Raw genomic sequence first — 15,289 nt, forward strand, 5'->3', positions numbered from 1 at the left:
GGTCAGTCGTCGTGCCCGTCGGCGGCGGCCGGGCCGTGCGGGTCGTCGCCGATGGTGTAGGTGTCCTTCACCTTGACCTCGAAGACACCGCGGCCCTCGGGGAAGACACGCCGCCAGTCGCCGGTGACGTGGAACTCGTCGGTGCCCATCGCGCGCACCACCATCAGCCCCTCGCTGTGCGCCTTGTACGTCTTCATCCACAGGTTGGCGAACGCCTGCGAGCGGATCAGGTGCATCCAGTCCGGGCGGTACAGCTCCCGGTTGTAGTTGGACTCCCCCATGGTGGCCACGAACTTCGAGTACATCGCCTTGACGTACTCCATGGTCACCTCGTCGCCCTCGGCGAGCGCCCGCTCCCGCGCGTCCTTGAGGGCGACCCGGAACTTCTCCAGCAGGTTCTCCGTGGCGCCGGAGGTGAACGACTCGTGGATCTCGGGCGGGTCGCACAGCCCGTACGCGGGCGAGGAGAGCCGCAGCAGCAACCGCAGGGTCGGCTCGGTGACCCACAGCGGCCCGGGTTCGTCGCGGGCGCCGAGCGGGTTGGGCAGGACGTCCTCGTGGTGCCACGCGGGCGGGGTGATCAGGTGGACCCCCGCGCGGCGCCGGTCGTGGCCGGGACCGGCGGAGTGTTCCAACTGGCCGATCGGCAGATGGGTCTTGAGGGCGGACAGGTAGGCGCCGTTGACGTCGAGCGCGGTGACGTGGTGGGTGCCGGCGGGCAGCGCGGGCCGCGTCCACTTGGGGCGGGCCTCCCACACCTGGTCGGCGTCGCGCGCGGTGGGCTTGCGGAGGATGTCGGGGAGCCAGGGGTGGGCCACGATGTCGTACCGGCCCCCCTTGCGGCAGTGGTCGAGCAGTCGCATCGCGTCCGGGATCGCCCGCCTGACCAGCGCCGCCGTCGCCGCCTCCACGTCACCGGAGTGCTCGGCCAGCGCCGCGGCGACCGCCTCCCCGATCAGGTCGCTCCGCTCGGCGACCGGCCGCACCCGGCGCCCCACCGGCTCGACGGGAACCCCGGCCCGTTCGGCGGCCCCGCTCCCCCGGACCGCCGCCGCGCACTCGGCCGGGTCCAAGTGCTGCGGAAACCCCGCGAGTTCGTGCCCGGCGTCCCGCCCGCACAACACGCAGGGCCGTGGGACGGCCAGGCGTCGGGGGCTGTCGGCGGAGTCGGGGGTGTCGCCGGGGGTGGCGGTGTCGGCGGGCGCGCCGTCCGGACCGGCGGGCGCGGCGTCGCCGGGGGTGACGGGTACACCGTCGGCGATCCGCCCGGCGGTGGCGGCGGGCGCCGGGGATTCCGCCGGTGCCGGGGGGAGTTTGTCTTCGGCGCCGCGGAGGAAGTAGGCGTACTTGGCGCGGGTCTCGCCGCCGGGGTCGCGGCCGGATTCCCAGCCGGCGACGGTGGAGGCGGCGACCCCGAGGGCGCGGGCGACCTGGGCGCGGGAGAGGCCGAGCGCTTCGCGCAGGGCCCGGCGGCGTTCGGGTGGCGGGAGTTCGTCCTCGTGCCCGGCCTGGGCGAGGAGCGCGTCGATCGCCTCGAAGCCGTTCACCGGGCCGCCTCCGGGCGGGACGGGCGGCGGTGGGCGGCGGGCAGCGCCTCGCAGGCCCGGGTGGGCCCGGCGAGCAGGTCGAGCACGTCGATGCCGTAGTGCGCGGCGAGCGTGTCGCAGTCGGCCAGGCTCCACGCCGCGGTGCCCGCCTGCCGGCGGCTGACCTGTGTCTGGTTGAGGCCGAGGGCCGCGGCGACATCGGCCTGCGACTCCCCGGTGATCTGCATCAGCGCGGCCACCGCGGCCCGCACCCGCTCACCCGACCCCATCCGCATGGCCCCGATACTACCAGCGGCCATGCGGAAACCGACTGAGGTATGCGGTGCGGCACCGCGGCGCGTCCGGCCGTCCCGGCGTCCGGTCGGGAATCGCCGGGGTAAACCGGTCCAGTTGTCCCATCACACCGTAAGCTCCGCGTCCACGGCAGCAGGTGATTTCCGTGCGCAATCACCCGTTCCCGTGGGGTGCCCGGAACGTCTCGTCGAGGGCCGACGACGCCTCGGCGGGGTTTCCGGCGGCGACCGCGCGGTAAAGGGTGCGGTGGGCGGCGGTCATTCGGGACCGGTTATCCGGCAGACGGTTCACGGCGGCGTTACGCTCGGTGGTGAGTTCGCGCAGCGGGCGGCGCAGGGCGTCGGCGAAGAAGGAGAGGGCGGGGTTGCCGGCCGCGCACAGCAGGGCATCGTGGAATTCCCGGTCCGCGGTGTCGTTCTCCTCGGCGGTGACCGCGGTCTCCATCGCCTCCAGGGCGGCGCGCACCGGGGTCAGCCGGCCGGGGTCGCCCGCGGCGGCCAGCTCGATGGCGGCCTGGCGTTCCAGGGCGGCGCGTACGCTGAGCAGATCAGTCGCGGTCAATCCGCAGGCGGCGACGGCGAGTTCGAGGACGAGGGCGAGCCCGGAGGAGTCCAGCGCCTGCACGTAGGTGCCCGATCCGGGCACGCGACGCAGGATGCCCAGTCCTTCGAGGAGTTGGATCCGGTCACGTAGCGCGGTGCGGCTGACGTCCAGCCGTTCGGCCAGGGCACGCTCGCTGGGCAGGCGGTTTCCGACCCCGACCGTGCGGATCGTCTCGCAAAGGTGCCTGATCAGGTGGTCCGGGCTCCAGCGCTCGCCGGTGACGGGGGCCGGGGCCGCCGGTGCCGGGGTCGCCTTGTCGGACATGGCGTGCAACCTCGTTTCGCTGAGTTCGCGCTGGCGCGTTTTCGTTTGGTCCCGGCATGTCACGTGCCCGAAACACCGGAATGGTTGCGGCGATTGGTCGTACCAATTTAAGGTGCCGTCGGTTTGTTGGTGTTTTGGTGACCAGGTCAGGTTGTCCCGTGGCGGTGTCCGCGTCCAGCGGCATTCGCAGAAGTCTCGCCTGGGTGACGAGGGGGCATGGTGGAAATTCGGCAACTCGTGACGTTCCGTAAGGTGGCGGCCGTCCTGAGTTTCACGAGGGCGGCTGCGGAGCTGAACTACGCGCAGTCCAGTGTGACCAGCCAGATCCGCAACCTGGAGGCGTCGCTCCAGGCGGAGCTGTTCGACCGGCTCGGGGGACGGATCCAGCTCACGGAGGCGGGTCGGCGGCTGGTGGGGTACGCGGACCAGATCCTCGCCCTGGTGGAGGAGGCGCGGGCACAGGTACCGGGCGGCGGCGAGCCCGCCGGCACACTCGCGATAGGGACCATGGAGTCCATCACCTCCTACCGGCTGCCGCCGCTGCTGGAGATGTTCCATCACCGATATCCGAGAGTGCAGTTGTCGCTGCGGCCGAGTCTGTGCGCGGAGACCTGCCAGCGGCTGCGGCAGGGCACGTACGACGTCGGCTTCATGATGGAGGCGGAGACCGAGCACGAGGGCGTCGAGACCGAGGTGCTGGTCCGCGAGCCGCTGGTGCTGGTGGCGGCCCCGCACCATCCGATGGCCGGTCCGGCGGCCGGGCCGGTCACGCTGGAGGCGCTGCGGTCGGCCACCGTGCTGGCGGCCGAGCCCGGATGCGCCTACCGCGACCTGTTCGAGCGGGAGTTGAGCGCGGGGACCGCGGAGCCCTTCTCGTTCCTGGAGTTCGGGACGATCGAGGGGATCAAGCGGGGGGCGATCGCCGGGCTCGGGGTGAGTCTGCTGCCGCAGATCACGGTGGCCGAGGAGATCGCGGCCGGGGAGCTGGCGGTGCTGCCGTGGGAGCCCCCGTTCGAGGTCTTCACGCAGCTGGCGTGGCGTCAAGGCAAGCGGCTCTCTAGGGAGTTGCGGATGTTCATCGACGAGACGGTGCGGCTGGTACGCGAGGAGGTCCCGGCCCGCAGCGCCTGATCCGTGCCGTTCGGCGCCCGCGTTCCGGCGCGGTGCGCGGCGGCGGATGTGCCACGTGACGCGGTCCGCGCCCCCTGGTGGGGGACGCGGACCGTTCGCGTGACCGCCTTCGTCAGAAGTGGACCCGGCGGTTGTCGGGGGTCACGCGGTAGCGGATGCTCCACTGGTTGCGGCGGACGTAGGTGCGCTGCAGCCAGCGGTCGGCGCCGTCGTAGCGGGCGGTGAACTGCGAGCGGGCGTGCAGGCCCTTGCGGTTGTTGATGAGCAGGGCCTGGCCGGGCCGGAGGAAGACCTCGTGGGCCACTTCCCGGCAGGCCGCCTGGAGGCGGTCGAGCGCTGCCTGCCCGCCGCTGGTCATCGCGCGGACGCCGTTGGCGGAGACGGAGATCTCCGGGGAGTCGTCGGGACCGCTGATCACCGGCACCGGATCGGAGAGCACGTCGTTGCCGCCGGCCACCTCCCGGACGTAGGAGCCGGGGGCGTTGAGCCGGAAGACCGGGGAGCGCAACGTCTCCAGCGTGCCGGCGTCCAGGGCGCGGCTGATGTCACGGGCGTCGGCGTAGTAGGTGGCCGCCACGCCCTCGTGGTCGGCGCGCAGGCAGCTGAGGACGAGGAAGTCGGGGTTGCTGACGTCGTAGCGGCCTATGGAGTCGTGGACGATGTCGTTGTGGAAGTTGAGGAAGACGGTGGAGCCCTGGTTGGTCTGGGTCATCGAGCCGCCGGCCACCGGGATCACGTCGTGGACGAGCTGGCCGCGCTTCTCGGTCAGGAAGCCGACCGGCTCGCCCAGCAGCCCGGTCAGTCCCAGCAGGACGCCTTCGGCGACGTAGCTCGCCTTGTCGCGGCTGGGACCGCCGTCGGACGGGGTGTCGGGGAGCCCCCGGTCGACGGGGAGGTTGCGGACGTAGCCGACGCCGGCGGTGTCGATGTGGCGGCCGAAGTCGAGCATCTGCTGGAGGATGCCGATCGGCAGCCCGGCGAAGATCTGGTGGTAGCGGGCCATCGCCAGGTCGATGTCGGTCGTCGGATCGGGGAGGGCGGCCAGCTGCTCGCCGATGGCGTCGCGGACCGCGTCCGGCAGGACGATCTCGGTGAGTGTGCGCACCGGGGCGTTGTTCGTGGCGTCGGCGGAGGCGGCGGCAGAGGTGGCGGCGGTGGTGGTGACGGTGGTGTGGTCGATGACGGTCATGTCAATCACTCCGGTTCTCGGTTTCCGATGGTGCTCGGGACGACGGGTTTCGGGACGTGGTCGTGGGTGGTGCGGCGGGGCCGGGCGCCGGGGAGTCGGGTGCTGCCGCCTCCCCGGCGACGGACGCCCCGGGGTCATACCGCGGTCAGCCGGGGCTCTTCGGCGTACAGCTCGTCGTGGAGCCGTTGGGCGAGCCCGACGGCCTCGTGCTCGTCGGCGGCGGTGTGCACCTCGGCCTGGCTGCCGCGCAGCGCGGTGACCGGGATCCCGGTGATCTCGGCGGGCGGCAGGTCGTGGCGGCGCTGGAACTCCGCCAGGTCCAGGAATCCGCCGATGAGCGCCACCCGGGGGCCCTCGCTCAGCCGGACCGCGTCCACGCCCTGGGTGCGGAAGGTGCTGTAGGCGAGGTCGGCCTCGGTGTCGTCGCGGTGGTTCAGGACGACCGAGCGCCGGTTGACGATCACCGCGGCGGCCGGGTCCCCGGTGGCCCCGATGACCGTACCGGCCCGGAAGGGCTCGGTGTTGAGCCGGCAGACGATGCTGATGCCGTGCTGCCGAGCGAGTTGGACGGCGCGGCGGTGCAGGACCTTGGCGCCGTAGGTGGACAGGGCCGCGGCGGTCTCGTAGGAGACCTGGCGCATCAGGCGGGTGCCGGTGACCAGGTTGGGGTCGGCGCTGTAGATGCCGTCGACGTCGGAGTGGATCTCACAGCGGGAGGCACCCAGCGCCGCGGCGACGATGATCGCGGAGAGGTCGGAGCTGTTCTTGCCGAGCCAGGTCGGGCGCCGTTCCGCGTCGACCGCCTGGCCGCCGGGGACGATCACCACGTCGTGTCCGGCCACCGCCCGCTGGAGCGGCGTCGGGTCGATCTCCTCGATGCGGGCCCACATGAAGGACGAGTTGGTGGTCACCCCGAGCTGGTGGCCGGCGAGGACGGTGGCCCGGCGGCCCTCCCGGTGGACCGCGGCGGCCAGCAGCTGGGCGCTGACGGTGTCGGCGAGGGTGAGCAGTGCGGCGGCGTTCGAGTCGGCGGGGTGCGGGTCGATCTCGTGCAGCCGGTCGCGCAGGGCCTCGGTCTCGCCGGGCATCGCGCTGACGATCACCGCCAGCGGCCGGCCCTCGTTCTCGACCCGCTGGACCAGGGCCCGGGCCAGGCGGCCGTACGCCTGGGGGGTGGGGAAGCTGGATCCGCCGAACTTCAGGACGTCGGGTGTGGTGTTCACAGCGTGCCTCGCTCCAACAGGGCCTCGGCGATCTGGATGGCGTTGAGCGCCGCGCCGATGCGGATGTTGTCGGCGACCAGCCACAGCCAGAAGCCGCGCGGGTTGTGTTCGGCCACCCGGACCCGTCCGACGTGGACGTGGTCGGGCCGGTCGGCCACGGTGCGGGGGGTGGGGAACGCGCCGGGGGTGTCCTGGTCGTGGACGGTGACCTCGGGCAACGCGGCCAGCAGGGCGACGAGTTCGGCGCGGTCGACGGGGTTGTGGCATTCGATCCAGGCCGCCTCGGAGTGGCTGTTGACCACGGGGACGCGCACACAGGTGGTGGTGACGTCGAGGTGGGGCAGGCCGAGGATCTTGCGGGACTCCTGGAGCATCTTCTGCTCCTCGAAGGTGAACCCGCTCTCCAGCAGCCGGTCGATGAAGGGGACGACGTTGAACGACAGGGACGGGGTGAACTCCTCGGCGGGGCCCGGGTCGGCGGGGTCGGCCAGGGAGGCGGCGGTGGCCTCGCGCAGTTCGGCGACGCCGGAGTGGCCTCGTCCGGAGGCCGCCTGGTAGGTGCTGACGACGGCCTGCCGGATGCCCCAGCGGGCTTCCACCGGCTGCAGCAGCCGTACCAGCGGGATGGTGGAGCAGTTGGGGTTGGCGATCACCCCGCTGACCGGGCGGCGGTCGAGTTCGTGGGCGTTGACCTGCGGGACGACCAGGGGTGAGTCGGGGTCCATCCGGAAGTGGCTGGTGTTGTCGATGACCAGCGCGCCCTGGGCGACGGCGTGCGGGGCGTACTTGGCGCTGACCGAGGCTCCGGCGGAGAAGAACGCCAGGTCCACCTGGGAGAAGTCGAACCCTTCGAGGTTCTGCACCGGGTAGGGGCGGCCGTCGACGGTGAGTTCGCGGCCCACGGAGCGGGCGGAGGCGACCAGGTGGACGTCCCGGTAGCGGAAGCCGCGTTCCTCGATGAGCTGGATGAGGGTGTTGCCGACCAGGCCGGTGGCGCCGACCAGAGCGATACGGGGGGCGGTGGGATCGGTCACGAGAGTCATCGGGTCGCTCCGCTGGTCGAGGGGACGGTGGCGGTGGTGGCAGCCGCTGCCTTGCGGCGCGGGGCGAACTTCCAGCCCAGGTTGTTGCCGAGGCTGGCGGCGACGATGAGCGGCAGCCCGAGCGCCTGGAGCACGGTGATGTGGTGGCCGTAGACGATCCAGTCGCCCAGCATCGCCACGGCCGGGTAGACGTAGGCGAGGACGGCGATCTTCGCGGTGGGCAGCTTCTGGTACGAGGAGTACATCAGGATGTACATCAGGCAGGTGTGGATGACGCCGATCCCCACCAGCCAGGCCCAGCCGGAACCGAGGTGGCCGGTCTGGCTCAGGTTGGTGAAGGGCAGCAGCAGCGGGATGCCGACGACGACCTGCACCAGGGCGATCAGATGCGGGCGCACCCCGGTGAGCTTCTTGGCGATGATGGTGGCGAACGCGTACAGCAGCGCGGCCAGCAGTGCCTGCCCGAGTCCGACGAGATAGCGGCTGCCCGAGGTGAGGTCGGACGGTGAGATGTCGGCGACCAGGATCAGTCCGACGAAGGCGACGGCCAGCCAGCCCATCTTGGTGCGGGTGATCTTGTCGCGGAAGACGAGGGCGCCCAGCAGCACCACGTAGAAGGGTTGGGTGTGGTAGACGACGGTCGCCATCGAGATCGAGGTGGACTTGTACGCCTCGAACAGGAACGCCCAGTTGAAGACGATGAACACGCCGCCCAGCGCGGCCAGCGCCAGCTTCTTGGGGGTGAAGCCGTGGTTCTTGAACAACCCCCGCACCAGGCAGTACAGGCCCAGCGCCACCGCGCCGAAGACGCAGCGGAAGAAGACGGCGTTGAACGGGGAGGCACCGGACTCGGTGACGAAGATGCCGAGGGATCCGGAGAGCACCATCGCGGCGGTGAGTTCGATGGCTCCCTTCTTCTCCATGATGCGCGTTGTTGATTCGGACATGACAGACTCCTTCTCGGAAGGGTGGTGCGGGCGTTCGCACAAGGGCGCGGGAGGTCCGCGGGGTCGGGTGGGGCGGCGCGCTCGCCGGGCGTTCGCGGTGGTCGCGGTCTTCGCCGGAGCGGCGGCGCGGCGGGGGAGGCGGCGGCAGGGCCGCGGGTGGATCAGTGCAGCGGGTGGGCGTAGTGCAGACCGCCCCTGGTGAACAGCTCGTTGAGGCCGCGGGGGACCGACAGTCCCGAGTCGGGGCCGAGGTTGCGGTCGTAGATGTCACCGTAGGTGCCGACGGCTTCCAGGACCCGCCGGGCCCAGCCCTCGTCCAGGCCGAGGGAGACACCGTGCTCGCCGGCGGTGCGGGCCGCCTCGGCGAGCGCGTCGCCACGCCGGGCCGGCGGTGCCTGCTGTGCCGCGTACTCGGCGCTGACCAGGAACCACAGCACCCACCGGCACACCCGGAACCACGCCGCGTCGTCGTCGCGCACCGCCAGCGCCATCGGCTCCCGGGAGATCGCGGTGTCCAGGATGCGGTGCGCCCCGGGGTCGGCCAGCGCGGCCCGTTCGCCGGCCAGCGCGATGCGGTCCAGCACGTAGGCGGCGCACTCCCCGCTGTCGTACCCGGCCCGTGCCTCGCCCGGGGTGGGGTACTCGACCGGTTCGACGCTCAGCCCGCGCGGGCCGAACCAGGCGGCCAGGTTGGCGGCGCTGGTGGTGCCGGCCTGGACCGCCAGCCGCCGTCCGGCGAGTTGTTCCGGCTCGGTGATGCCGTCCGCGGCACGCACCAGGAACCCCTCGCCGTCGTAGGCGGTGACGCCGGCGAAGAGCACCGGCCAGCCGGCCTCCCGGCCCAGCGTCCAGGACACGTTGCAGGTCACGATGTCGGCCTCGCCGGCCACCAGCCGCTTCAGCCGGTCGGCCGGGTCGGTGGGCAGCCACTCCACGGCGTCGGCCGAGCCGAGTACCGCGGCGGCGACCGCCCGGGCGATGTCGGCGTCCAGCCCGCTCCAGCCGCCCTGGCCGTCGGGGAGCGAGAGCCCGCGGATCCCCCGGCTGACCACGGCACGGACCACCTTCGCCGAGCGGACGGCGGCCAGCGTCGGGGAGGAACGCAGCGCGGGCGGTGAGTGCGGGGTACGGTCCGTCGGTGGCGCCGAGGCCGTGGTCGTCCTCGTGGGCGCGGGTGCCGTCGTCGTGGCCGCTGTCGTCGTGGAGGTGGCCGGCGGTGTCGTGGTGGTGGTGTTCACGCGAGCTCCTTGAAGTGCGGTCCGATGAGCTGTTCCCGGTCGAAGCGGCGCTCGTTGAAGCCGAGCATGTCGATCAGTCCGCGGGCGGTCAGCCGGTGCTGCGCGGTCTCCTCGGCGCGCAGGGTCCGTACCGGCATCGCCCCAGGGTCCGCCCACACCAGCCGTCCGTGGTGGTCGATCCGGGCCCGCGAGCGGTTGGCGTTGTCGCGGTGGAGGCAGAACGGGACGTCCAGGTGGCCGGAGGAGAACGCCCGGACCAGTGCGGAGCCCACGTCGTCGCCGAGTTCGAGGGTGGAGGTGAGCAGCATGCGCGCCTCCTCGTAGATGCCGGTGTCGGAGGCGGTCGCCGCGGTGGGCGCCAGCGCCTCGTCCTCGGCGACGGCGGCGGCGAACTCCAGCGCGTCGATGTTCTCGCCGATCGAGGGGATCCGCGCGGCCTCCGCCGGGGTCTTGACGATGAGCCGCTCGGTGCCGGTGCGCACCGCCAGCCGGACGCTCTCCTCCAGGATCCGGTAGGCCCCCACCGGGGTGCGCGGGAAGACCCCCATGTAGGTGTAGAGCACCACGTGCCACTCGGCACCGCCCAGCCATTCCCCGGCGAGTCTGCGCAGCGCCGCCAGCGCCTCGACGTCCTGTTCCGGATGGGTCTGCTGGGCGTAGCTGACGGAGATGTCACGCAGCCCGTTCTCCCGGAAGAACATCCCCTCCAGGACCGAGAGCGCCACCAGCAGGCTCGGCGGGCACAACTGGCCCAGCATGCAGCCGCCGAAACTCTCCAGGTGCACCGGCTCGTCCAGCCCGGCCAGCAGCCGGCAGCACTCCGCCCACGCCTGCACCGCCTGGGGTAACGGCACTCTGCTGTAGGGCAGGCAGTACGAGACGGGGCCGCCCTCGGTGGCGTCCGCGCCGGCCTGGACCAGCGCGGTGAACAGTTCGTACGGCAGCGCCGAGCCGTGCCGCACCTGGACGGGGAAGTCCTCCCCGGCCACCGATTCGAGCATCTCCCGGGTCGCGCCGGAGCCGTGCGCCACCACCGGGAAGCCGTTGAGGTCGGCTCCGGCGGCCAGCGCGTCCCGGGCCGAGGCGTGGTCGTTGACCCGCGTGTAGCTGTCGACGGTGATCGTGCCCACGGTCGTCCCGCGGGCGGCGCGGACCGCCTCCAGCCCGGCCCGCATCTGGTCGCTCCGGCCGAACCCCATCCGCGGCTGCACCACCAGCCGGCCCTCGTCGGCGGCGCGCCGCACGAACCGGGAGAAGCGCCCGGCGGGGGCCGTCGTCGTTGTCGTCGGGGCCGTTCCGGCGGCCCGTTCCAATGTCGTTCGGGTGCCCATCACACCTCTCCCGCCTGCGATCCGACCAGCGCCGGCCGGGCCGGTTCACCGCTGACCGCGAGGAAATCCTCGAAAGCCTGGAGTCCCGCGTCGGCCTCGAATACCCCGTCGAATCCCCCTTCGATCAACTCGCCGCTGAATCCGGCGTTCTCCGCTCCGCGGATTCCGAGTTTTCCGCCGATGACCACGCGCAGTTCGCCGAGTTCCGGGTCCTGCCGCAATCTGCGGATCAACCGCAGCCCGTCCAGGTGGCCGTGTCCGTTGACGGTGCTGATGACCAGCACGTCCGGCCTGACCCGGCGGCATTCCTCCAGAATGACGTCGTCGGGAACGCAGGCGCCGAGGTTGACGACCTCACCACCCCGCTCCTCCAGCAGAAGCTGAAGGAAAACCAGGTTCCACATGTGGGCGTCGGACGAAACACTAGAGACGATATACCGGCCACTTACGACCGGAGACAGTACGTTCACCGGAGTTCTCACCTCCAATTCCTGGGCACGTCAACAACGTTAGGCGTGGCCGCGCACACTCGTCCACGTTCCGCCTCACCACCGTCCCGATGGCCCCCATCGATCCGCGCGATGGCCCCGATTCCCGCAGGCCACGGCGTCGCCGCCGGGCGGAGGACGGTGGTTGACGCCCTTCGCGCGGCGGCTTCGGGGTCACATCGGCCCGTCCGCCGCCCCGGTCGCGGACGCCGGTGACGTAGGACCGCAACTCCCGCCCGCAGTGCGGTGGTTGGGCCGTGGACCATTTCTAGGTCGGGTGACCTATATTGGGGATCATGCGTGATGAACTCACCTTCGACGCCGACGGCCCGGTGCTGCTCGTCGGCGGATACGGCACGGTCGGCGCGGAGTTGGCGCGGATGGCGGCGCCGGTGTGGCCGCTGGTGCTGGCCGGGCGGAACGTGCGGCGGGGAGCGGGGCTGGCGGAGGAGACCGGGGCGGAGTTGCGCCGCTGGGACCTGGCGGATCCGGCGCCGTTCCGGGCCCGGGTCGCCGCGGTGGCCACCGTGGTCAACGACCCCGACGACCGGGTGCTGCGGGCCGCGATCGCCGGCCGGGTGCCGTACGTGGACGTGACCCGGTGGACGGCTCGGGTGCAGCGCGCGGCGACGGTCGCCGCCCTGGCGGCGCCGGAATCGCCGGTGCTGTTCTCCTCCGCGTGGATGGGCGGGGTGACCAGCCTGGTCGCGGCCCATCTGGCCGGGCGGCTCGGTGGCGCGGACCGGATCGACGTGGCGATCCGCTGGGACGTGAAGGACCGCGCGGGCGCCGACTCGGTGGAGTTCATGGACCGCCTCGGCCTCGACTACGAGGTGGTACGGGGCGGGCGGCGACACACCGTCATGCCGCTCGGTGACGTCCGCCGGGTACGCGTCGGCGACTCGCTCACCCGGGTCGCCGGGATCGACACGCCCGAGCAGTTCACCCTCCCCCTCACCCTGGCCGCCACCACCGTCACCACCCGGATCGGCTTCAGCTCGCCCGCCTCCACGGCGGCCCTGCTGGCCGTCGGACGCCTCGGGTTCTTCCGCTGGGGTCGCGGTGAGCGCTTCGCCGCCGCCCGTCGCGGACTGCTGTACGCGCCCGGCGACGGCGGCACCGCCCAGCTGCGCGTCGACGTCCACCACGGCCACGACACGCTCACCGCCATGGTCACCGACCCGGCGGGCCAGGCCCATCTGACCGCCGTCGGTGCCCTGTCGGCGCTGCGCCGGGTCCGTGGCGAGGACGGCGCCGCCGCGCCCCGGGGCGTCGTCTTCCCGGAACAGCTTCCCCACCCCGGCTCCGTACCCGGGGCCCTCGCCGCGCACGGCGTCCGGCTCACCGTCGAGTCGACCGCCACCGGCAGCGGGGCGGCGGCGTGAGCGACCCGGCACGTTCCGCCCCGGAGCAACGCCCCGCGGCGACCGGCAAGGGCGCCCGGCGGCGCGCCGAACTGCTGGACGCCGCCGAGCGGATCCTGCACGAGTCCGGCTACCCCGAGCTGACCATGCGTGCCGTCGCCGCCCTGGCGCGGACCCGTCTCGGGCACCTCCAGTACTACTTCCCGACCCGCTCCGCCCTCGTCGCGGCCGTGCTGCGGCGCACCCTCGACCGTTCCCTGGACAGGCTCACCCCGCTGCTCGACGGCGGCGCCGCGGGCACCCCGCCGGATCCGGAAGGCGTCGTGCGCCGGCTGCTGACGGAACACGACGACCCCCGGCTCGTCCGCGTCTACGCCGAGTTGTGGGCGCTGGCCGGGCGGGACGAGACCGTGGCCGAGGTGGTGCGCGCCTTCTACCGCGACTACCGGGACCAGGTCGCCGCGTTCGTCCGGGCCCGCGACCCCGGCCTGCCCGAGGCGACCTGCCAGGCGCGTGCCGAGGTGTTCACCATGCTCCTGGAGGGCGCCTCCCTGTTCCGTTCCGGGATCACCGCCCACCGTGCCGAGCGCACCGACGCCCAACTCACCGCGGTCGCCGCCGCGTTGCTCGACGGCGGGACGAGGATTACCACCGGGGGTTCCGGGGCACCCGCGCATCAGGGTGGTGACCGGTAGGCCCCCGGGGCGGGTGGAGCTGGTGGTGCGAACCCGTCCCGGGGCTCCCCGTGGCCGGTCACCAGGTGACGGGCAGTGCGGCGAGGCCGCCGGTGAGGCGGTCGTGGCGCAGCCGGACGGCGTCGCGGGGAACGGCCAGGCGCAGGCCGGGCAGCCGGGCGGGGACGCGGGAGAAGACTTCACGCAGTTCGATCCGGGCGAGACTGGCGCCGACGCAGTAGTGGAAGCCGTGCCCGAAGGACAGGTGCGGGTTGGGGCGGCGGGTGATGTCGAACGCGTCCGGGTCGGGGAAGACCCGGTGGTCGCGGTTGGCGGCGTGGGTGGCGAGGAGCACGGCGCTCCCGGCGGGCAGTGTCGTGCCGCCGACGGCGATGTCGTCGTGGGCGTAACGCGGCAGCCCGCCGGTGGTGGTGAGCGCGGACAGGCGCAGGATCTCCTCGACGGCGCCGTCGGCGAGTGCGGGGTCGGCACGGAGCGCGGCCAACGCCTCGGGGTGGTCCAGGAGCAGCAGGATCCCGAGGTCGATGCGGGTCACGGTGGTCTCGTGGCCGGCGAAGAGCAGCATCGCCGACAGGTCCGCGATGTCGTCGTCGGTGAGGGCGGCTTCGCGCTGCGCGGCGACGAGGTCGGAGATCACGTCCTCGCCGGGGGTGCGGCGCTTGTCCGGGATCAGGTCGCGTACGTAGCCGACGAGTTGGTCACGGGCCGCGCCGGCCAGGTCGGGGTCGGTGAGTGAGGTCAGTTCGGTGGCCCAGCGGCGGAAGCGCGGATGGTCCGCGTAGGGGACGCCGAGCAGTTCGCAGATGACCATCACCGGCAGCGGTACGGAGAAGACGTCGTGCCAGTCGGCGGGCGGCGCGGGCAGCTCGTCGAGGAGGCGGTCGACGAGGTGGGCGATCCGGGGCTGGAGCGCGCGCATCCGGCGGGCGGAGAAGGCCGGGGTGAGCAGCGCGCGCATCCGGCGGTGGCGGGCCCGTTCGGTGTCGTGGTCGCCGACCGGGCCGCCGAGCAGCACGGACGCCGACACGCGTGCGGCGCGCTCCGGTTCGGGGTGGGACCGGCCCAGCCGTTCGTCGCCGAACAGGGCGGTCACGTCCGCGTGCCGGGTGACCAGCCAGGCCGGGTCGCCCACCGCGGTGTGCACCGGGGCGACCGGCTCGTCGTCCTGGAGTTCGCGGTAGCGCGGCGCGATGGCGAGTACGTCGTCGGCGGGCGGAAAAGGCAGTCGTTCCACGGGGTCGTCTCCTCGGTCGGCCGGGGTGGCGCCTTCTGTATACGCGAGAGTGTACACATGGACGTCTACACACCTTCGGGAGAGCGGACGGGATGGGAGGATGAGGACATGACGCGCACCGAGGAGAGACCGGGAGGCAGGCGGCTGCTGCCGCGGGACGAGCGGCGCGCGCAGCTCATCCGCGCCGCCGCCACCGCCTTCGCCCGCCAGGGCTTCGCCGCCACCGGCCTGGAGGACGTCGCCCGCGAGGCCGGCGTGACCCGGGCGATCATCTACCGGCACTTCGCCTCGAAGACCGTGCTCTACCAAGCCGTGCTCGACGACACCCAGGAGCGGCTGCGGGCCCGCCTCGGGCCACCCGACCGGTACGACGAGGGCACCGTGCGGGCGCTGGTGGAGGCGGCCTGCGACGACCCCGACGGGTTCCGCATGCTGTTCCGGCACGCCCAGCGCGAGCCGGAGTTCGCCGCGCACGCCGAGGAACGCAGCCGCGCAGCCGCCCGCACCGCCGAACGCCACCTCCGCGATGTCCTCCCCGACCCCGGCCACCGCCGCTGGGTGGCCGGACTGATCCCCGCGCTCACCATCGAGCTGGTGCTCTCCTGGCTCGACGCCGGCCGGCCCGTCGGCGAGGACGACCTGGTGCGGACCATCCGCGCCACCTCCCGCGCCCTCGCCCGCCGGGGGTGAGGGCGCAC

At 72.7% G+C, this 15,289-nt stretch carries 15 protein-coding genes; 4 read left to right on the forward strand and 11 right to left on the reverse strand.

The window, feature by feature from the left end; translation table 11 throughout:
• Nucleotides 1–2: 2 nt before the first annotated feature.
• The 3 genes from SCATT_RS29095 to SCATT_RS29105 all read right to left on the reverse strand — a co-directional run bounded on the left by SCATT_RS29095 (nt 3) and on the right by SCATT_RS29105 (nt 2,708).
• Nucleotides 3–1,547, reverse strand: a complete 1,545-nt coding sequence (locus SCATT_RS29095; protein WP_014151828.1) for a helix-turn-helix domain-containing protein — start codon at nt 1,545–1,547, stop codon at nt 3–5.
• A complete protein-coding gene (locus tag SCATT_RS29100) occupies nt 1,544–1,822 on the reverse strand; it encodes a helix-turn-helix domain-containing protein (RefSeq protein WP_014151827.1) in 279 nt (92 codons plus the stop codon). Before SCATT_RS29100 ends, SCATT_RS29095 begins: the two co-directional genes overlap by 4 nt.
• A gap of 172 nt (nt 1,823–1,994) precedes the next feature.
• A complete protein-coding gene (locus SCATT_RS29105; protein ID WP_014151826.1) occupies nt 1,995–2,708 on the reverse strand; it encodes a FadR/GntR family transcriptional regulator in 714 nt (237 codons plus the stop codon).
• A 216-nt stretch (nt 2,709–2,924) separates the two neighbouring features.
• On the opposite strand from SCATT_RS29105, the gene SCATT_RS29110 reads away from it, so the two are divergent.
• On the forward strand, nt 2,925–3,839 hold the full coding sequence (locus tag SCATT_RS29110; protein ID WP_014151825.1) for a LysR family transcriptional regulator: 915 nt from the start codon (nt 2,925–2,927) through the stop codon (nt 3,837–3,839).
• Between the two features lie 112 nt (nt 3,840–3,951).
• Here the strand turns inward: SCATT_RS29110 and SCATT_RS29115 are convergent, their stop codons facing one another.
• The 7 genes from SCATT_RS29115 to SCATT_RS29145 all read right to left on the reverse strand — a co-directional run bounded on the left by SCATT_RS29115 (nt 3,952) and on the right by SCATT_RS29145 (nt 11,280).
• On the reverse strand, nt 3,952–5,028 hold the full coding sequence (locus SCATT_RS29115) for a TauD/TfdA family dioxygenase (protein ID WP_014151824.1): 1,077 nt from the start codon (nt 5,026–5,028) through the stop codon (nt 3,952–3,954).
• A gap of 134 nt (nt 5,029–5,162) precedes the next feature.
• Nucleotides 5,163–6,251 (reverse strand): amino acid kinase family protein, encoded by a 1,089-nt coding sequence (locus SCATT_RS29120; protein WP_014151823.1) that lies wholly within the window; start codon nt 6,249–6,251, stop codon nt 5,163–5,165.
• A complete protein-coding gene (locus SCATT_RS29125; protein ID WP_014151822.1) occupies nt 6,248–7,294 on the reverse strand; it encodes an aspartate-semialdehyde dehydrogenase in 1,047 nt (348 codons plus the stop codon). Before SCATT_RS29125 ends, SCATT_RS29120 begins: the two co-directional genes overlap by 4 nt.
• On the reverse strand, nt 7,291–8,241 hold the full coding sequence (locus tag SCATT_RS29130) for a DMT family transporter (protein WP_014626761.1): 951 nt from the start codon (nt 8,239–8,241) through the stop codon (nt 7,291–7,293). The genes SCATT_RS29125 and SCATT_RS29130 overlap by 4 nt, the downstream gene beginning before the upstream one ends.
• A 161-nt stretch (nt 8,242–8,402) precedes the next feature.
• A complete protein-coding gene (locus tag SCATT_RS29135) occupies nt 8,403–9,479 on the reverse strand; it encodes a transporter substrate-binding domain-containing protein (protein WP_014626762.1) in 1,077 nt (358 codons plus the stop codon).
• Nucleotides 9,476–10,810 (reverse strand): methylaspartate mutase, encoded by a 1,335-nt coding sequence (locus SCATT_RS29140; RefSeq protein ID WP_014626763.1) that lies wholly within the window; start codon nt 10,808–10,810, stop codon nt 9,476–9,478. Before SCATT_RS29140 ends, SCATT_RS29135 begins: the two co-directional genes overlap by 4 nt.
• Complete coding sequence (locus tag SCATT_RS29145) at nt 10,810–11,280, reverse strand: cobalamin B12-binding domain-containing protein (RefSeq protein WP_231904942.1); 471 nt, start codon at nt 11,278–11,280, stop codon at nt 10,810–10,812. Before SCATT_RS29145 ends, SCATT_RS29140 begins: the two co-directional genes overlap by 1 nt.
• Nucleotides 11,281–11,594: 314 nt before the next feature.
• Here SCATT_RS29145 and SCATT_RS29150 point away from each other — a divergent pair, with 314 nt between their 5' ends.
• Together SCATT_RS29150 and SCATT_RS29155 are read left to right on the forward strand one after the other, a co-directional pair.
• A complete protein-coding gene (locus SCATT_RS29150; protein WP_014151817.1) occupies nt 11,595–12,683 on the forward strand; it encodes a saccharopine dehydrogenase family protein in 1,089 nt (362 codons plus the stop codon).
• Nucleotides 12,680–13,357, forward strand: coding sequence for a TetR/AcrR family transcriptional regulator (locus tag SCATT_RS29155; RefSeq protein ID WP_014151816.1), 678 nt, complete (start codon nt 12,680–12,682; stop codon nt 13,355–13,357). The genes SCATT_RS29150 and SCATT_RS29155 overlap by 4 nt, the downstream gene beginning before the upstream one ends.
• 58 nt (nt 13,358–13,415) lie before the next feature.
• On the opposite strand, the gene SCATT_RS29160 is transcribed toward SCATT_RS29155, so the two are convergent.
• The gene (locus tag SCATT_RS29160) at nt 13,416–14,591 is read right to left on the reverse strand and encodes a cytochrome P450 (RefSeq protein ID WP_014151815.1); all 1,176 of its coding nucleotides are present in this window, start codon (nt 14,589–14,591) and stop codon (nt 13,416–13,418) included.
• A gap of 108 nt (nt 14,592–14,699) precedes the next feature.
• Here SCATT_RS29160 and SCATT_RS29165 point away from each other — a divergent pair, with 108 nt between their 5' ends.
• Nucleotides 14,700–15,281, forward strand: coding sequence for a TetR/AcrR family transcriptional regulator (locus SCATT_RS29165; RefSeq protein ID WP_014151814.1), 582 nt, complete (start codon nt 14,700–14,702; stop codon nt 15,279–15,281).
• The last annotated feature ends 8 nt before the right edge of the window (nt 15,282–15,289 follow it).

This window comes from Streptantibioticus cattleyicolor NRRL 8057 = DSM 46488 (genome assembly GCF_000240165.1).
Taxonomy (GTDB): Bacteria; Actinomycetota; Actinomycetes; order Streptomycetales; family Streptomycetaceae; genus Streptantibioticus; species Streptantibioticus cattleyicolor.

What these genes read in the sequence shown, in the direction of transcription:
- SCATT_RS29140 (WP_014626763.1), bottom strand. Translation starts at nt 10,810, where the DNA reads ATGGGCACCCGAACGACATTGGAACGGGCCGCCGGAACGGCCCCGACG.
- SCATT_RS29115 (WP_014151824.1), bottom strand. Translation starts at nt 5,028, where the DNA reads ATGACCGTCATCGACCACACCACCGTCACCACCACCGCCGCCACCTCT.
- SCATT_RS29125 (WP_014151822.1), bottom strand. Translation starts at nt 7,294, where the DNA reads ATGACTCTCGTGACCGATCCCACCGCCCCCCGTATCGCTCTGGTCGGC.
- SCATT_RS29150 (WP_014151817.1), top strand. Translation starts at nt 11,595, where the DNA reads ATGCGTGATGAACTCACCTTCGACGCCGACGGCCCGGTGCTGCTCGTC.
- SCATT_RS29130 (WP_014626761.1), bottom strand. Translation starts at nt 8,241, where the DNA reads ATGTCCGAATCAACAACGCGCATCATGGAGAAGAAGGGAGCCATCGAA.
- SCATT_RS29100 (WP_014151827.1), bottom strand. Translation starts at nt 1,822, where the DNA reads ATGCGGATGGGGTCGGGTGAGCGGGTGCGGGCCGCGGTGGCCGCGCTG.
- SCATT_RS29105 (WP_014151826.1), bottom strand. Translation starts at nt 2,708, where the DNA reads ATGTCCGACAAGGCGACCCCGGCACCGGCGGCCCCGGCCCCCGTCACC.
- SCATT_RS29110 (WP_014151825.1), top strand. Translation starts at nt 2,925, where the DNA reads ATGGTGGAAATTCGGCAACTCGTGACGTTCCGTAAGGTGGCGGCCGTC.
- SCATT_RS29165 (WP_014151814.1), top strand. Translation starts at nt 14,700, where the DNA reads ATGACGCGCACCGAGGAGAGACCGGGAGGCAGGCGGCTGCTGCCGCGG.